Below are 17,635 nucleotides of genomic sequence, written 5' to 3'. Positions count from 1 at the left end.
GCTCACAACTCGATGTCGATGGTGGAGGGTGCCCCGGCGGCGACCCGACGGGCCCCGGTCAGCTCGCCGACCGGCACCCCGGGGTCGGCCAGGACGGTGTCGGCGATCTCCAGCCAGAGGTCGGCGAAGGCCCGCACCGTCCCGGGCAGGAACAGCCCGGCGTCGTACGCCCAGTGCACGCGCAGCGAGTCCGCGCGCTCGTAGACCTGCATGTCCAGGTCGAACATGGCCTGGCCGGTGGGCGCGACGGCCAACTCGACCCGCCGCCCCAGGAAGTCGGCGGCGGCCACCTCGGCGTGCTGCATCGCGAACAGCGTGTCGAAGAGCGGATGCCGGTCCTGGTCGCGGACCGGCAGCACCTCGGCGACCAGCGTGTCGAACGGGTAGTCCTGGTGCGCGAACGCGTCGACCACGTCGTGCGCCACCTCGGTCAGCAACTCCCGGAAGGTGGCCTCCGGCCGCACCCGGTGCCGCAGGCAGACCGTGTTGACCAGCATCCCCATGGTCGCGTCCAGGCCCGGGGCGCCGCGACCGGCCACCGGGGTGCCCACCGTGACGTCGGTCCCGCCGGTCGCCGCGGCGAGGAAGGTCGCGTAGCAGGCGAGCAGCACCTGGAACAGGGTCACCCCCTCGCGCCGGGCCAGCGCCCGCAGCGCGGCGGTCCGCTCCGCCCCGACGTCGAACTCGACCGTGCCGGCCCGCGCCGTCGCCGGGCGGCCGGTCAGCCGCGCCGCGTCGGTGGGCAGCCGCAGGGGCGCCGGCGGCTCGGCGAAGCGCCGCCGCCAGTAGTCGCCCCCGGGCGGCTCCCCGGCGGCGGCCCACACCGCGTAGTCGGCGTACTGGGCGGGGACCGGCGGTGGCTCGCCGCCGGCGTAGACGGTGTCGACCTCGCGCAGCAGCAACGCCAGGGAGAGGCCGTCGGTGACGATGTGGTGCAGGTCCAGCGCCAGCACCGGGCCGTCGCCGGTACGCCGCAGGCCGGCCCGCAGCAGCGGCGGGGCGGCCAGGTCGAACGGCTCGACCGGCAGCGTCCCCGTGCCCTCGACCTCCGGCAGGTCGAACCCGACGGCCGGCAGCACCCGCTGCACCGGCCGGCCCGCCTCGGTGCCGAAGGCGGTGCGGAGGATGTCGTGCCGGGCGATGACGGCGCGGAACGCGTCCGCCAGGCGGGCGCGGTCGACGTCCGCCGGCAGCGGCACCAGCAGCGGCAGGTTGTAGGTCACCGACGCGGGGTCGCGGGACTGGGCGAGGAAGACGCGGCGCTGCTGCGGGGAGAGCGGGTAGGCGTCCGCCGCCTCGGCGCGGGGCAGCGGCACGGCCGCCCGGGCCCGACCGATCTCCTCGGCGAGACCGGCCACCGTCGGGTGGCGCAGCACCGCCGCGAGGGAGACGCCCACCCCGAGGGCCCGCTGCGCCTCGACGGCCAGCCCGGTCGCGGCGAGCGAGTCGCCGCCGGCGGCGTAGAAGTCGTCGAGCACGCCCAGCTTCGGCACGCCGAGCAGGCGTTCCGCGATGCGTACCAGGACGCGCTCGGTGTCGTCGCGCGGCGGCAGGTACGCCCCGAACCGGTCGTCCGGCTCCACCAGGTCGGCGGGGTCGAGGGAGTCGACCTGCACGATGTGCCGGGGCAGCTCGGCGTCGGGCACTTCCCGGGCGAGCAGGCCGCGCAGGTGCAGCGGGTCGAGGTAGTCCTCGGCCACCACGTACGCGCAGCCGCCCTTGACGGCCACCTCGCGCACCTGGGGCCAGAGGCGGGTCAGCGTGTCGACGTCGGCCATCACCGCTCCGTACCGGTCGCGCCGACCAGGGCGCGCACCGTGGGGTGCACGTACAGGTGGCGGGGGGTGAACTCGCCGAGGCCCTGCGCGCGCAGTTCACGCAGCAGCCGCAGCGCGAGCAGGGAGTTGCCGCCGAGGTCGAAGAAGTTGTCCTCCGGCCCCACCTCGGCGCCGAGCACCCGCTCCCAGACCACCCGGATCCGCTCGGCGCGGCCGGGTCCCGCCCCGGGGTCGGCGGGTTCCCGGGGGGCGGGCAGGGGCCGGGCGGCCGGCGCGGGCAGCCGGGCGGCGTCGAGCTTGCCGTTGGCGGTGAGCGGCAGCGCCGGCAGCGGCGTCACCGTGGCCGGCACCATGTACTCGGGCAGGATCCGGGCCACCCGGCGGCGCAGCTCGGCGGGCGGGTCGGCCCCGTCGGCGAGCACCACGTACGCGTGCAGCCGGGCGTCGGCGGTGTCCACGGTGACCGCCACGGCCAGCACGTCCGGGTCGTCGAGCAGCACCTGGCGGATCTCGTCCAGCTCGATCCGGTAGCCACGGATCTTGACCTGGTCGTCGAGCCGGCCCAGGTGCTCCAGCCGCCCGTCCGGGAGCAGCCGACCCCGGTCGCCGCTGCGGTACATCCGCCCGCCCCGCCAGGGGTCGGGCAGGAAGCGCTGGGCGGTCAGCTCGTCGCGGTGCAGGTAGCCGTCGGCCACCCCGGCGCCGCCGACGTGGATCTCCCCGGCGGCGCCCGGCGGCAGCAGCCGCCCCGCCGGGTCGAGCACGTGGACGTACCAGCCGGGCAGCGGGCGACCCACGGAGCGGGTGCCGGCCAGGGCCAGGCCCCGGTCGATGGTCTGCGCGGTGACGTGCACGGTGGTCTCGGTGATGCCGAACATGTTGACCATCCGGCAGTCGCGCTCCGGGTACCGGTCGAACCAGCCGGTCAGCATGCCGGCGTCCAGCGGCTCGCCGCCGAACACCACCAGGCGCAGCCCCAGCCGGTGCGCGGCGCGCCGGTCGGCGTCGACGAGCTGCGCGAACGCCGACGGGGTCTGGTTGAGCACGGTGACCCGCTCCGCGCGCAGCAGGGCGTGGAACTCGGCCGGGTCGCGGACCACCAGGTGCGGAACGACGACCAGGTGCCCGCCGGTGAGCAGGCAGCCCCAGATCTCCCAGACCGAGAAGTCGAACGCGCTGGAGTGGAACATCGTCCAGGTGTCCGCCGGGCCGAGCCCGAACTCGTCCCGGGTCGCGGCGACCAGGGCCAGCACGTTGCGGTGCGGGACCTGGACGCCCTTCGGCCGGCCGGTGGAGCCGGAGGTGTAGATGACGTACGCGGGGTCGTCCGGGCCGGCCGTCGCCGGCCCGGTGCCCGCCGCGTCGTCGGTGTCGGCGGCGAGCAGTTCGTCGACCTCCACGCCGTCGGCGCCGACGAGCAGGCTCACGCGGGAGTCCTCGACGGTGTAGCGGATGCGCTCGGCCGGGTAGGCGGGGTCGATCGGCACGTAGGCGGCGCCGGCCCTGAGCACGCCGAGCAGCGCCGCCACCAGGTCCACGGAGCGTTCCAGGCAGACGCCGACCCGGGTGCCCGGGCCGCAGCCCCGCGCCCGCAGCGCCGCCGCGATCCGTCCGGCGCGGGCGTCGAGCTGGGCGTACGTGAGCCGGTCGTCGCCGTAGGACACCGCCGGGGCGTCCGGGGTGGCCCGCGCCCACCCGGCCACCCGGTCGTGGATGCCGCCGGTCGGCTCGGGCAGGCCGACGGCCGCCCCGCCGAGGGCCGCGACCCGGTCCCGATCGGCGTCGTCGAACAGGTCGCAGTCGGCCAGCGCGCGGTCGCCGTCGGCGAGGAGCTGGCCGAGGACGCGGGCGACGTAGCCCGCCACCGTGGCGACCACGTCGGCGGACCACACGCCGGTGCGGAAGTCGCAGGTGACGGTGCCGCCGCGCAGCGTCAGGGTGAGCGGCCACGGCGGCGTCAGGCTGGGCAGGTAGGTGTCGGCGGGGCTGTCGGCGGTGAGCACGCCGACCACGGCCTCCGGCGGCCCGGCGTCGGGCGTCCGCCCGGAGGAGGGCCACGGGGCCGGCTCGGCGGGTCGGGTCGCGAGGGCGCGCAGGGTGCCGTCCACCGACACGGGCACGACCGCCGGCCCCTCGTCGCGCAGCGTGCCGACCCGCACCCGGCGCACGCCGCCGAAGCGGGCCAGCACCGCGCCGACCGCGCCGGTCAGCGCCAGCAGGTCGGTCCCGGCGGGCACGGCGAAGGCGTACGACGCGGGCCGGTCGGCGCGCGGGTTCCCGCCCCGCCAGGCGGTGTCGCCCTCGTGTTCCCCGTCGTTTTCGGCCCCGGTCCCGGCCGTCTCGACGGCGGCGCTCCCCGGCGGCTCCGCCTGCCCGGCCGGCCTCGGCTGCCCGGCCGGGTCCGGCGCGACACCCTCGGGGCGGTCCCCGGGCCCCGGGCCGGCGGTCGGCTCCGCCCCGGCCGACGGCGTGGTCCCGGCCGCCTCGACGGCCAGCTCGCCCAGCGCGCGGCCGTTGAGCGGGCCACGCCGGGCGACGAGCACCAGGTCGGCGCCGTCGTCGTGGCGCAGCAGCACCGCCCGCACCGGCGGACCGTCGGCGGGCAGCGGTCGCGCCAGTTCGGCGGCGCGGCGCGCGGCGGCCGCCGACGCGGGCACCCGGTCCACCCAGAGCCGGGCGGCGTCGAGGCCCCGCCGCGCCAGCGCGGCGGCGAACCGGGCGGCGACCTCGGCGGGGTCGCCGGCGACGGCCACCGCCGCCGCGTGGCAGGAGCGGCCCGGGTCGGACTGTTGTCGGGTGGGCTGTGGACGGCTGCTCATCGGGTCGTGAATCCTCCGTCGACGGTGATGACCGAGCCGGTGACCTGCGACGACTCGTCGGAGGCCAGCCAGAGTGCGGCCTGGGCCACCGAGTCGGGCTCGATCAGGGCGTTCATCGGCTGGGCCTGGACGAACGTCTCCTCGTGCTCGGCGACCGGCACCTCCAGCGACCGGGCGATCTCGGCCAGCATCCGACCCTCGACGTACGGATCGTCGCGCACCGAGCCGGGGCACAGGGCGTTGACCCGCACCTTCAGCGGCGCGTAGTCCAGCGCCGCGGCCCGGGTCAGGCCAACCAGGCCGTGCTTGGCGGCGACGTACCCGGCGAAGTGCCGGTAGCCGACCAGGCCGGCGGTCGACGCCACGTTGACGATGCTCCCGGCGCGCTGCCGGCACATCACCGCGCCGACCGCGCTGACCATCCGCCACGGGCCGGAGAGGTCGACGTCGAGCATGAGCTGCCACTCGGCCTCGCTGATCTCGTGCACCGGCTTGCCGGAGGGCGCCGCGATGCCGGCGTTGTTCACCAGGACGTCGATCCGGCCGAACCGGTCCAGGCAGAGCGCGACGGCGGCCCGGACCGCGTCGAGGTCCCGCACGTCGGCCTCGACCGGGTACGCGGCCACCCCCAGCTCCGCGCAGAGCTTGGCGGTGTGCGTGAGCTGGCTGGCCGAGCCGAGCGGGTACGGCACGTCGGGCAGGTCGTGGGCCACGTCCACCAGGACCAGGTCGGCGCCCTGCGCCGCGAAGGCGGTCGCGCAGGCCCGGCCCAGCCCTCGCGCCGCGCCCGTGATGATCGCGGTCCGGCCGGCCAGCCGGCCCGGCGTCGGCTCAGGCACCGGCCAGCCTCCGTCGCACCAGCGCCAGCAGCTCGGCCGGGTCGTCGGCGAGGTACATGTGTCCACCGGGGACGGTGAGGGAGGCGAACCCGGCGGAGGTGACCCGGTCCCAGCCGGCCAGCGCCGACGCGGCCACCAGGGTGTCGTCGGCACCGCGCAGCGCGGTCACCGGCACGTCCAGCCGCTTGTCGCCGCCCGGCCGGTAGCCCTCGTGCAGCTCCACGTCGGCGCGCAGGGTCGGCAGCAGCAGCTCCCGCATGTCGGGGTCGGCCAGCGCCGGGTGCGTGTAGCCGGCGAACTCCTCCACCCGCGCCACGAACTCGTCGTCGGGCAGGTCGGCGGCCGTGTGGTCGCGGCCCGACCACGGGTCGGGCGAGCCGCTGACGAACAGGTGCGCCAGCCGCACCCCGACCGCCTGGGCCAGCCGGCCGGCCATCTCGTACGCGAGCACCGCGCCCATGCTGTGGCCGAACAGCGCCACCCGGTCGCGGCCGGCGACCAGTTCGAGCACCTCGTCGAGGAGCCCGTCGACGGCCTGGTCCATCCGGCGGTACGGCTCCTCGACGAAGCGCTTCTCCCGGCCCGGCAACTGCACCGGGAGGATCTCCAGGTCGGGCGGTGCGACCCGCTGCCACGGTTGATACACCGAGGCGCCCGCGCCGGCGTACGGGAAGCAGAGCAGTGACGTGACGGTCAAGACGGCTCCTTGCCGAGGAGGGCGGACCGGACGGCGCCGAGCAGTCCGGGGTCGGCCCGGGCGAGCAGGTCGTGCCCGCCCGGGACGGTGACGGTGGTGCAGCCGGCGGTGGTGAGGTCGGCCCACGCCGCCGTCCCGACGTCGTCGACGTGCGGGTCGGCGTCGCCGCGGATCGCGGTGACCGGCACGCCGATCGGGCCGGCGTCGCGGTAGCGGTAGCTGCGGCCGAGTTCGAAGTCGGCGCGGGCCGCCGGCAGCGCGGCGGCGGCCAGCTCCGGGTGCGCGGCGACGGCCGCCGGCATCGTGCCCAGCGCGACCAGCTCGGCGAGGAACGTGGCGTCGTCGGCGCCGGAGTGGTCCGGTTCGACCTCGGCGCGGTGCGGGGCGACAGCCGAGGAGACCACCAGCAGATCGGCCGGGCGGTGCCCGCGTCGCTCCAGCCGGCGGACCAGCTCGAACGCCACGTACGCGCCGAGGCAGTCGCCGTAGACCGCGTAGGGCCGGTCCAGGTGCGGCGCCAGGGCCGCCTCGAGGGCCTGCACCAGCGGCGTCATCCGTCGTGGCGCGGGATCGGCGACCCGCTCTCGGCGGCCCGGGTACTGCACCGCGTTCACCTCGACGGCGCGCGGCAGCCCCGCCCGCCAGGTCTCGAAGGCCCCGGCGTTGCCGCCCGCGTAGGGCAGGCAGAACAGGCGCAGGGCGGGCCGGGCGACGGGCGCCCGGACCACCAGCCACGGGTTCTCAGCCATCGCGGCTCACCCGCTCGACGACGGCGCCGTAGCTGCCCAGCGCGACGAACTCCGGCAGGGTGATGGTGCTGCCGTGGCGCTGCCGCAGCGCGGTGACCAGGCGCAGCGCGCGCAGCGAGTCGCCGCCCGCGGCGAGGAACTCCGCCCGCTCGCCGCGCGGCGCCACGCCGACGACCTCCTGCCAGACCGACGCGACCCGGGCCGCCCAGCGGTCCCGGGCGTCCCCGTCGCGCGGGGCGGGGACGACGGGACCCGACGGTCCGACGGCCGGCAGCGGCGCCGTCGGGTCGGTCGCCAGCAGCCGGCGGTACGCCTCGGCCAGCCGGTCGGCCCGCGCCTCGTCGACGTGCCGGGCGTCGTACTGGAGGGTCAGGGCGAGCTGGCCGGTCGCCGGGTCCACCTCCACGTCGACGGCGAGGCTGAACGCCACGTCGACAGTGATGCCCCGGCTGTCGACGATGCGGCTGCCACGGCCCCCGCCGCCCTCGCCCTCCTCGGCGCCGCCGTGGAAGTGGGTCCAGTTGAAGAAGTGGTCGAACCGGGGCCCGGCCCCGCCCGCACGGACGATCTCGGCGAGCGGGAACCGGTGGTGGCCCATCAGCGACCGCTCCGCCTGCCAGGCGTCGGCGGCCAGCTCGGCCAGCGACCGGGTGCCCAGCACGGCGCTCACCGGCAGGGTGTTGAGGAACAGCCCGAGCGTGGCGTCGCTCCCCTCGGCCTCGGGCCGGGCGCCGACGACCAGCCCGGTCACCACCTCGTCCCGGCCGGCGACCTCCCCGATCACCCGCAGGTGGACCGCGAGCAGCCAGGACTTGGCCGGTACGCCGGCGGCCCGGGCGGCCTCGGTGACGGCGTCGGTGGTGGACGCCGCCAGCGGCACCCGACGGGTGGTGGTGATCCGTGGCTCCGCCCCGCCGAGCAGCAGCGGCGGCACGCCGCCGGCGCCCTCGAGCCAGAACCGGCGCGACCCGGCGTCCGCCACGGCCTCCCGTTCCGCCGCCACGTACGCGCGGAAGGGCAACGTCGGGCGGTGCGGCACGGACAGCCCGGCGCGGCGCCGGTCGTACGCGGCCAGCAGCTCGCCGAGGAGGAGGTGCAGGCTCCAGCCGTCGAGGATCGCGTGGCACTCCGCCACGATCAGGGTGAAGGTGTCGGTGTCGTCGCGCACGGCGTGCAGCCGCAGCAGCGGCGGCCGGTCCCAGTCGAAGGGCCGCACCCGCTCGGCCGCCACCAACTCGTCGACGCGGGCCCGGCGGGTGGCCTCGTCGGCGTCGGTCAGCTCCGTCACCGGCACCTCGACCGGCACCTCGGCGTGCACCAGTTGCAGCGGCTCGGTGTGGGCGCCGAGGGAGAAGCCGGTCCGTAGCACCGGGTGCCGCGCGACCAGGTCGGCCAGCGCGGCGCGCAGCGCCTCCGCCTCCAGCGGCGCGTCGACGCGGTGCGCGGTGACGTTGTGGTACATCGCCGGGTCGCCGGTCAGCTCGCAGTGGTAGACCATGCCCTGTTGCAGCGCGGTCATCGGGTAGGCGTCGGTCAGCCCGGCGGGCAGGCGGTCCCGGTCGGCGGCGACGACCAGGGCGAACGGCTCCGCCGCCCCGGCCACGTCGGAGGCGTCGGTGGCGTCGGCGTCGGGCCCGGTGAGGGTGATCTCGCCGTGCGCGACCAGTTCCCGGATCGACTGGTGCACGAAGATGTCGCCGAGCCGGAACGACAGGCCGCGCCGGTTCGCCGCGACCTGCATCTGGATGCTGCGGATCGAGTCGCCGCCGAGGGCGAAGAAGCTGTCGGTCACCCCGACCGACTGCGTGCCCAGGACCTCCCGCCACGCCTCGACGAGGATCTCCTCGGCCCGGTTGGCCGGCGCCACGGCCGGCTCCCGCCGGGCCCGGTCGAGCTCCGGCGCGGGCAGCGCGGCCCGGTCGAGCTTGCCGTTGCGGGTCAGCGGCAGGTCGTCGAGGAGCACCACGGCCGCGGGGACCAGGTGGGCGGGCAGCCGCTGGGCGAGCCAGTCGGTCAACCGGGCCTCCAGCGGGCCGGCGGCCGGGCCGTCCGGGACCGCCACCGCGGGCCGCGGGTCGGCGGCGTACTCGGGACGCACGGCGTGCAGGGTGTGCCGGTCGGTGCCGGTGAGCAGGTCGTCCTGGCGGGTGACCACGTCGAACCCGCGGTCCTCGAAGAGGGCGATCAGCTCGTCCAGGCGCCCCTCGGTGCCGGTGCCGACGGCGTCGTGCACCTCCATGGCGACCTGCGCGATGAGCGGCCAGTGCCGCTCCTCGATGCCGGCGAGCACGTCGGCCTCGGCCCGCTGCACGTCGATCTTCAGCAGGTCGATGCGCTCCGGCGCGACCTCGTCGATGACCTCCGACAGCGGGCGCACGTCGACTGTCACCTCGGCGCCGTCGAAGCGCTCCGCCAACAGCTCGTCGACCCGCTCCAGCAGGGTCTCCCGGTCGGACTCGCCCCGGTCGCGCTCGTTGGCGAGGAACCGCTTGATCACGGCGACCTCGGCCGCCGGGTCGGCGTACGCGGCCTGGCCGGACATCATCGAGTAGCCCGGGTAGTAGGTGAAGGAGACCTGCCCCGGCGCGGTGGACAGACCCACCGGGTGCACGGTGGCCGGCACGCCGAACTCCTCGACGTTGCGCCGCAGGGCCGCCACGACCGACGGCACCGGCTCGAAGGCGTGGATTGTCGCGTCCGGGCAGGCCGCGTGGACGAACAGCGAGAACATGCCGATGTTGGCGCCGACGTCGAAGACCGTCGCGCCCCGGCGCAGCACGATGCCGTCGCGCAGGTAGACCCGCTGCGTGAAGATCTCGTCGTACAGGTAGCGGGTCTCGTGCGGGTTGATCCCGGCGACCCGGTCCAGGTCGACGTCGACGGCCGGCGCGGCCGGGCGGACGTAGCCGACGAGGCGGTCGCCGTGCCCGTCGTCGTCGCGGGCCACGACCGCCGCGTCGGCGACCTCCGGGTGTGCCCGCAGCGTCGCGGCCACCTCGCCCGGCTCCACCCGGAAGCCGTGGATCTTCACCTGGTCGTCCAGCCGGCCCAGGTAGCTCAGGCGCCCCTCGGCGTCGAAGCGCACCCGGTCGCCGGTGCGGTAGACACGCTCCGTCCGGCCGCCGGGCAGGGCGGCCCGGACGAACCGGCGGCCCGTCGTCTCCGGGTCGCCCAGGTAGCCGTCGGCCAGCTGCGGCCCGCTGACGCAGAGCTCGCCGGCCACGCCGGGCGGCACCGGCCGCAGCCGCTCGTCGAGGACCCACGCGCCGACGCCCGGCAGCGGACGGCCGATGGTCGGCGCCGTCGCGGGGCGGATCTCGGCGGCGGTGCTGTCCACGGTGCACTCGGTGGGCCCGTACAGGTTGACCGCCCGGACGCCGGGCAGCGCGGCGAGGGTGTCCCAGAGGTCCGGCGGGATCGCCTCGCCGCCCACCAGCAGCAGCTCCGGCAGCCGGGCGTCGCCGGCCCCGGCGAGCAGGATGCGCAGCTGGGAGGGGGTCAGGTCGAGCACGTCGACCCGGTTGTCGGCGAGGGTCGCGGCCAGCTCGGCGCCGTCGCGCCGGGCGTCCTCGGGCACCAGGTACAGGCTGCGGCCGTGGGCCAGCTGCACGAGCTGCTTGACCGAGGCGTCGAAGGTGAGCGGGGCGTTCACCGCCACCCGCAGCCCGGCCCGGCTGCCCGCGTACACGGTCTCCTCGAGCGCGTACGCCAGGTGGGCCGCGGCGCCGTGCGGGACCTGGACCGGTCGCGGCGTGCCCGTGGAGCCGGAGGTGAAGATGACGTAGGCCACATCGGTGGGCGCCGCCGGGGGCACGGCCGCCGTCGCGGTGCCGGCGGCCAGCTCGGCGACGGTGGCGCCGGCGAGTCCCGCCGGGCCGCCCGCGCCGACGACGAGCCCGGCGTCGACCGCGCGGACCTGCGCGGCGAGCCGCTCCGCCGGCGCCGCCGGATCCAGCGGTACGTACACCGCGCCGGCCCGCAGCACGCCGAGGAACGCGGCGACGGTGTCCCGGGACCGGGTGGCGAGCACGCCCACAGGTGAGCGGTGCAGCCCCCGCTCGACCAGGCCGGCGGCGACCCGGGCCGCGACGTCGCGCAGCTCGCCGACGGTGTACGTGCCGTCGGCGGCGACCACCGCCGGGCTGTCCTGGTCGGCGCCGGCCAGCCCGTCGTCGAGCAGCTCGACGAGGGTGCGCACCGCGGCGCGGGACGGCTCGCCGGCCGCGTCGGCGAGCCAGCGGGCCTCCCCCTCGCCGGTGAGCACCAGCGGCGTGCCGTCGGCCAGCGCCCGGGGCAGCGACCCCAGGATCGCCAGCAGGCCCTCCAGCAACCAGCGGCCCCCGACGACCCGCAGGGTCACCTCGTCGTCGCCGACCACGGCGGTCAGCTGCGGGCCGGCCGTCGCGGGCGGCGCGGAGACCTCGACGGCGGTGGCGCCCAGGCCACCCAGGGCCGCCGGGTCCCCGGCCGGTACGACGGCGAAACCGGCGACCGCGTCGGAGTGTTCGCCGACCGGCTCGACCAGGTGGAACGCCTCCTCGGCGGCGGACTCGGCGGCGCGTACCTCGTCGAGCAGCGCCTTGGGCGCGGCCGGCAGGGGCAGGCCCAGCCGGACCGGCGCGTGGCCGCCCAGCGGGCCGACGACACCGGCCGTCCCGGTGGCCTGCCGCCCGTCGCTCCACCGGGCCAGCACCAGGTCCGCGTCGTCGACCCCGGCGGGCGGCTCGGCCCGGCGGGACAGCGCGAGCGCCCAGGCGGCGAAGAGCAGGTTCGCGACGCCGACGCCGGCCTCGCGCGCGGCGGCGCTCAGCGCCGCGGCGGGCACGGTCGCGGTGCCGACCTCGACCGGGTCGTCGCCGTGCGGGGTGACCAGCCGCGCGGCCGGCGCGGCGGGGGCGCCGAACGGGTCGGCCTCCTGCCGCTGCGACAGCTGCCACTCGGTGACGTCGAGGAACTGCAGGGCGTCGGGGTCGTCGGCCAGCCGGCCGTCGGCGTACGCGCGGGCCAGGTCGGCGAGGACGAGCCGCAGGCTCGCCGGGTCGGCGATCAACGGCGTGGCGGCCAGCTCCAGGGCGTCGTCGGTGACGGTCACCGACAGCTCGCCCTGGGCGCCGACGACGACGCTGCGGTCGTCGTCGACGTCCTGCAACGGCACCCGCAGCCCGGGGTGGTGCACCAGGGTCAGGCGCAGCGCCTCGTGCCGGGCGACCACCGCGTCCAGGGCGGTCTGCAACCGGGCCCGGTCCAGCGGGCGGTCGAGCAGCACCCGGGCGCGGACCAGGTCCTGCGCCCCGGACCAGGCCAGCCGCTGGATCGGGGACAGACGGTAGCCGTTCACACCACGCTCCGGTTGAGGTAGAGGTCGGACATGGCGACCAGGATCTGCCGGTCGCCGCTGAAGGGTTCGCGACCGTGGGTCGCGAGGAAGTTGTCCACCACCAGCACGTCGCCGCGCTGCCAGGGAACCGACACCGCGTGTTCCCGATACAGGTCCCGGATGCCGGCCACCACCTCGTCGGGGATCGGTTCGCCGTCGCCGTAGTAGGCGTTGCGGGGCAGCCCCTCGGGCCCGTACTCGCGCAGCAGGGCGGCCGACACCTCGGCGGGCATGTTGGAGACGTGGAACAGGTGCGCGTGGTTGAACCAGACCGTCTCGCCGGTGCGCGGGTGGGTCGCCACCGCCTGCCGACGGGCCCGGGTCCGCAGCCCGTCGCCGTCGAGCCAGGTGTACTCGGTGGCCGAGTCGGCGCAGTACTTCTCCACCTCGGCGCGGTCGGTCGTCTGGAACGCCTCCTGCCAGGGCAGGTCCAGGTGCGGGCCGTAGTTGCGCACGTAGCTGACCCCGTGCCGGAGGAACCGCTGTCGTACCTCGGCGGGGATGCGCGGGCTCACCACCCGCTCGCTGGCCAGCGGGGTCGCGCCGCCGCTGCCGGTGGCCGGCTGGGCGCACCAGAAGTAGAGGTGGGTGGGCCAGTTGTGCGAGTACGACATCTCGTGGTGCAGCGGGATCCACTGCTCGGCGTTGAACTCGGTGGAGGTGAAGACCTTCTCCGCGACCTCGTGCCGGGGCGCGGCGCGTTCCAGGTAGCCGAGCAGGTCCGGGCTGACCGCGCGGGCGGCCCGGCTGAAGTCGTCGGCCGTGGCCACCTCGAAGCCCCGGAAGAAGACCGCCCCGTGGGCGTCGAGGTCGCGCAGCAGCTCGTCGCGGCGCCCCGCCAGCCAGCCGGCCAGGTCGAGGTCCGGCACGGCGGCCTCCACCAGCAGCACGAACGTGTCGTCGACCAGCACCCGGCGGGACACCGGCGAGGTGACCGCGCCGCTGCCCCGTCGGCGCGGCGCCGGCCCGGTCACGACCGCACCCCCGTGGCGGTCACGGTGGCGGCGGCCAGCTCGGGCGCGGCGACCGGGTCGGACATCGCGGTCAGGATGCGCCGGGGCGGCGTGAACGGCTCCCGGGCGTGCGCGGCCAGCATGTTCTCCACCAGCAGCACGTCGCCGCGCCGCCAGGCGAAGGAGCGGGTCTCGGCCGCGTACGCGGCGCGCAGCTCGGCCAGCACGTCGTCGCCGATGGGCGTGCCGTCGCCGTACGCGGTCTGGTAGGGCAGGTCCTCCTCGGCCAGCGACGCGCGCAGCCCGGCGCTGACCTCCGCCGGCAGCGAGGTGACGTGGAAGAACAGGGCGTGGTTGAACCAGGTCCGCTCCCCCGTCACGGGGTGCTCCCGCACGGCGGGGCGGACCTGGCGGGTACGCAGCTGCTGCTCGCCGACCCACTCGACGTCGATCAGCGCGCGGGCGCAGTACGCCTCGACCTCGGCCCGGTCGTCGGTCTGGAACGCCGTCTGCCACGGCAGGCTGATCCCCGGCAGGTAGTTGCGCCGGTAGAGCACGCCCCGGCGCTCGAACCCGGCGACCGTCTCCGGGCGCAGCCGGGCGAGCACCCGGCGGCTGTCGGCCAGCGGGGTGCGCCCACCGGCGGCGGGCTCGGTCTCGCAGTGGAAGACGATGCGCAGCGGCCAGTTCACCGTGTACGACTGCTCGTTGTGCAGCACGATCGGCTGGTCGGCCGGGTGCTCGGTGGAGGTGTAGACGCCCTCGGTCACCTCGCTGCGCGGCGACGAGCGCTCGCCGTAGCTGAGCACGTCGTCGGAGAGGGCGGCCATGACGGTGCGGAAGTCGGCCGCGCCGTCCACCGCGAAGCCACGGAACAGCACGGCGCCGGCGCGGCGCGCCAGTTCGTCCACGGTGGACCGGTTGCCGGCCAGCCAGGCGGCCAGGTCCACGTCGGGCACGTTGGCCTGGACGAGGGCCGGCAGGGGCCCGCCGGGCCAGTCGGGGCGTACGTCGACCAGGGACCGTTCGCGGCCGCGGCGCGGGATCACCGGCGCGACCGGGGTCTGCTCACTCATCTCTCGTTCCCCCCAGGGTGTGGGCACATCGGGCGAGGCTGCGCCGGGGATCGGCGGCCGCGCCGCGTAGGAATGCGGTGAAGCGGCGGTGCCACGTGTCGACCAGTTCGCCGTCGAAGCGGTCGGTGCGGTAGGTCCAGAGCGCCGCCAGCCCGTCGCGGCGCTCGTCGAGCCAGAGGGTCAGGTCGAGCCGGGCGGTGTCGGGGGTCAGCTCCACCCCGACGAACTCGCCGCCGGAGGCGTCGACGTGCCGGGCCGCCGGGGCGTTCTGCACGCCGAACGCGACCTGGACCAGCGGGTTGCGGCCCGGCTGCCGGGCCGGGCGGAGCCGCTCGACGACGACGTCGAACGGCACGTCCTGGTGGGCGGCGGCGAAGAGGGTCACCCGGCGCGCCTCGTCCACCAGGTCGGCGAAGGACCGCTCCGGGGCGGGCCGCAGGCGCAGGGGCATGGTGTTGACGAAGCAGCCGACGCTCTGTTCGGCGGCGACGCTGGTCCGGCCGGCGAAGGCGACACCGATCAGCACGTCGGTGCGGCCGGTCTCCGCAGCGACCAGCGCGGCGAAGGCGGCCAGCCCGACCATGTGCAGGCTGGCGCGGCTGGCGCGGGCGAGGTCGCGGACCACGGCGGCGGTGTCGTCGTCGATGCGGGTCCGCAGGGCGGCCCCGGCCGGGGAGCTGTCGGCGCGGGGCGACGTGGCGGCGGCGAGCGCCGGTGCGGCGGCGGGCAGGTCCAGGGTCGTCGGCGCGCCGCGCAGCGCGGCGACCACGGCGGCCACGGCCTCCCGGCCGGCCGGGGCGGCCAGCCAGTCCCGCTGGGCCACGGCGAGTTCCGCCGGGCCGGTCGCCGGACCGGCCGGCCACGGCGGGCCCGCCCCGGCGCCCGCCGCCTCGGCCTCGCAGGCGCGGCCCAGGTCCCGCACGATGACGCTGAACGACCAGTCGTCGCAGACGATGTGGTGGGCGACCAGGAGCAGCGCCGCCCGCCCGTCGTCGGCGGCGACCAGTCGGGCGCGCAGCAGCGGGCCGGTGGCGAGGTCCATGAGGGTACGCGCCTCGGCGGCGGCGAGCTGGTCGAGCTGCTCGTCCAGCGGCACCCCGGCGCGGGGCGGGGCGACGACCAGCGGGACGTCGAGGTCGTCGCGGACCCGCTGCACCGGGCCGTCCGGGGTCGACGGGAAGACGGTACGCAGCGCCGGATGCCGGGCCACCACGCGGCGCAGTGCCCGGTCGAGCGCTCCCGGGTCGGTCCCCGGCGGCAGCCGGACCGCGAACGACACCAGGTAGGAGGTGTCGGCCGGATCCAGCTGGTGCAGGAACCACAGCCGGGTCTGCGCGGCCGAGAGCGGGGCCGCGTCCACGGGCGCCGCGGGTGGCGTACCGCCCGCCGGGTGCCCCGGCCCGGGTGCGGCTCCGGCGGTCGCGGTCCCGGCGGTGCCCGTGGTGGTGGCTCCGGCGGCCCGGCGCAGGTCGTCGAGGTGGCCGGCGAGCGCCTCCACCGTGGCGTGTGCGAACAGCGCCGCCGGGGCGACCGGCAGGCCCGTCGCGGCGGCGAGCCGGGTGGCGCAGCGTACGGCCAGGAGGGAGTCGCCCCCGAGGGCGAGGAAGTCGGCGTCCGTTCGGTCCACCGGCCGGCCGAGCACGTCGCGCCAGACGGCGGCGACCGTGGCGGCGGAGCCGGCCAGCGGCGCGCCGTCGCCGTCGCTCGCGGCGGGGGCGACCTCCGGGGCGGGCAGCGCCGCCCGGTCGACCTTGCCGTTGGGGGTGGTCGGCAGGCGGTCCAGCCAGACGACGGCGGACGGCACGAGCGGGGCGGGGACCGTCTCCCGCAGCAGGTCCCGCACGTCGTCGCGGCGCTCGCCGACGAGGTAGCCGACGAGCAGCGGGTCGCCGCTCGGCCCGGTCCGCACCGCGGCGGTCGCCTCGCGTACGCCAGGCAGGGCGGCCAGCCGCGCGGCCACCTCGCCCAGCTCGATGCGGTATCCGCGCAGCTTCACCTGGTCGTCCATCCGGCCGAGGAACTGCAACTGCCCGTCCGGGCGCAGCCGGACCCGGTCGCCGGTGCGGTACATCCGCTCCCCGGGGCGGAACGGATCGGCCAGGAAACGCGCCCGGGTCTCCTCCGGCCGGTTGAGGTAGCCCCGGGCCAGCCCGGCGCCGGCCAGGTACAGCTCTCCCGGCTCCCCGGGCGGCACCGGCCGGCCGTCCTCGTCGAGCAGGTAGACGCGGGTGCCCGGCAACGGACGGCCGATCGGCGGGTCTCCCCCCTCGGCCGGCACCTCCGCCCAGGTCGAGTAGGTGGTGTCCTCGGACGGCCCGTAGAGGTTGCAGAGCCGGCGTACGTGCGGCCGGGCGAGCACCCGGGCGGCGAGCGCCGCGGTCAACGGCTCGCCGGCGAGGCAGACGGTGCGGACGCTGCCCGGTAGCGCGCCTGCCGCGAGCAGCTCGCTCATCGCCGACGGCACGGTGTTGACCAGGGCGACGGGCAGCCGGTCGGCGTCCGGCGCGGCCAGGGCCAGCGCGTCGCGGACGAGCACCACCCGACCGCCCCAGCAGAGCGGGCCGAAGAGCTCGAAGACGGACAGGTCGAAGCAGACGGACGTGGCGGCGAGTACGCCGCCCAGTTCGACGTCGGTGAAGGTCTCCCGGGTCCAGTGCATGAGCACGGAGGCCGAGCGGTGCTCGACGGCGACGCCCTTGGGCCGGCCGGTCGAGCCGGAGGTGTAGATGACGTACGCCAGGTCGGACGGGTCGCCGGGCAGGCCGGGCCGGGCCGCCGGGCGGGCGTCGGGGTCGAGGTCGGGGTCGTCGAGACGCAGCGCGGCGTCGGCGAACCGGTCGGCGAGGTCGGCCACCGTCAGCACCAGTCGGGCCCCGGAGTCCTCGGTCATGAAGGCGACCCGGGCGGCCGGGTAGGCCGGGTCCAGCGGCACGTAGCAGGCACCGGCCTTGAGCACGCCCAGCAGCGCGGCCACGAGCCGGGGACTGCGGGGCAGGCAGACGCCGACGCGGTCCCCCTGGCGCACCCCCCGGTCGACGAGGAGCGCGGCCACCCGGTTGGCCGCCGCGTCCAGCTCGCCGTAGGTGAGGACCTGCCCGTCGCACCACACGGCGTCGGCGTCCGGGGTCCGGTCGACCTGGGCCTCGACCATCCGGTGCAGGGTGTCGACCGTGGACGGTCGGACGGCGGGTCGGGACGGGGTGGGCCGACGGACGGGCCCGGCGGGGCGCGCAGGTGCGCTCACCGCGAACCGCAAACTGGCATGGCGCGTCCCACCGAGCGCTCCCCCAATACTGACGGTGATCGGTCGCGCGCCCGCTGCCAGGTCGACGACCGGAGATGGTGAC

9 protein-coding genes are annotated in these 17,635 nt (G+C 76.8%); all 9 read right to left on the bottom strand.

Annotated elements, in window-relative coordinates:
• Positions 1–2: 2 nt before the first annotated feature.
• Genes AB0B83_RS14470 through AB0B83_RS14430 form a run of 9 tightly spaced genes read right to left on the bottom strand, consistent with a single transcriptional unit; the run spans position 3 to position 17,439 of the window.
• On the bottom strand, positions 3–1,778 hold the full coding sequence (locus AB0B83_RS14470; RefSeq protein WP_357578584.1) for a condensation domain-containing protein: 1,776 nt from the start codon (positions 1,776–1,778) through the stop codon (positions 3–5).
• Entirely contained in the window at positions 1,778–4,597 is a 2,820-nt protein-coding gene (locus tag AB0B83_RS14465; protein ID WP_357578583.1) for an amino acid adenylation domain-containing protein, read from the bottom strand. Before AB0B83_RS14465 ends, AB0B83_RS14470 begins: the two co-directional genes overlap by 1 nt.
• A complete protein-coding gene (locus tag AB0B83_RS14460; RefSeq protein ID WP_132238351.1) occupies positions 4,594–5,436 on the bottom strand; it encodes an SDR family oxidoreductase in 843 nt (280 codons plus the stop codon). The genes AB0B83_RS14465 and AB0B83_RS14460 overlap by 4 nt, the downstream gene beginning before the upstream one ends.
• The gene (locus AB0B83_RS14455) at positions 5,429–6,133 is read right to left on the bottom strand and encodes an alpha/beta fold hydrolase (protein WP_357578582.1); all 705 of its coding nucleotides are present in this window, start codon (positions 6,131–6,133) and stop codon (positions 5,429–5,431) included. The genes AB0B83_RS14460 and AB0B83_RS14455 overlap by 8 nt, the downstream gene beginning before the upstream one ends.
• Entirely contained in the window at positions 6,130–6,882 is a 753-nt protein-coding gene (locus AB0B83_RS14450) for a thioesterase domain-containing protein (protein ID WP_151457456.1), read from the bottom strand. Before AB0B83_RS14450 ends, AB0B83_RS14455 begins: the two co-directional genes overlap by 4 nt.
• Positions 6,875–12,220 (bottom strand): amino acid adenylation domain-containing protein, encoded by a 5,346-nt coding sequence (locus AB0B83_RS14445; protein WP_357578581.1) that lies wholly within the window; start codon positions 12,218–12,220, stop codon positions 6,875–6,877. Before AB0B83_RS14445 ends, AB0B83_RS14450 begins: the two co-directional genes overlap by 8 nt.
• Complete coding sequence (locus AB0B83_RS14440; RefSeq protein ID WP_132238359.1) at positions 12,217–13,233, bottom strand: TauD/TfdA family dioxygenase; 1,017 nt, start codon at positions 13,231–13,233, stop codon at positions 12,217–12,219. Before AB0B83_RS14440 ends, AB0B83_RS14445 begins: the two co-directional genes overlap by 4 nt.
• Positions 13,230–14,288, bottom strand: coding sequence for a TauD/TfdA family dioxygenase (locus AB0B83_RS14435; RefSeq protein WP_357578580.1), 1,059 nt, complete (start codon positions 14,286–14,288; stop codon positions 13,230–13,232). The genes AB0B83_RS14440 and AB0B83_RS14435 overlap by 4 nt, the downstream gene beginning before the upstream one ends.
• On the bottom strand, positions 14,281–17,439 hold the full coding sequence (locus AB0B83_RS14430) for an amino acid adenylation domain-containing protein (protein ID WP_357578579.1): 3,159 nt from the start codon (positions 17,437–17,439) through the stop codon (positions 14,281–14,283). Before AB0B83_RS14430 ends, AB0B83_RS14435 begins: the two co-directional genes overlap by 8 nt.
• Positions 17,440–17,635 lie beyond the last annotated feature (196 nt).

The organism is Micromonospora sp. NPDC049060 (assembly GCF_040649055.1).
GTDB lineage: Bacteria > Actinomycetota > Actinomycetes > Mycobacteriales > Micromonosporaceae > Micromonospora > Micromonospora reichwaldensis.
This window is presented reverse-complemented; position numbering and strand designations above follow the sequence as displayed.

What these genes read in the sequence shown, in the direction of transcription:
- AB0B83_RS14450 (WP_151457456.1), bottom strand. Translation starts at nt 6,882, where the DNA reads ATGGCTGAGAACCCGTGGCTGGTGGTCCGGGCGCCCGTCGCCCGGCCC.
- AB0B83_RS14435 (WP_357578580.1), bottom strand. Translation starts at nt 14,288, where the DNA reads ATGAGTGAGCAGACCCCGGTCGCGCCGGTGATCCCGCGCCGCGGCCGC.
- AB0B83_RS14470 (WP_357578584.1), bottom strand. Translation starts at nt 1,778, where the DNA reads ATGGCCGACGTCGACACGCTGACCCGCCTCTGGCCCCAGGTGCGCGAG.
- AB0B83_RS14465 (WP_357578583.1), bottom strand. Translation starts at nt 4,597, where the DNA reads ATGAGCAGCCGTCCACAGCCCACCCGACAACAGTCCGACCCGGGCCGC.
- AB0B83_RS14430 (WP_357578579.1), bottom strand. Translation starts at nt 17,439, where the DNA reads ATGGTCGAGGCCCAGGTCGACCGGACCCCGGACGCCGACGCCGTGTGG.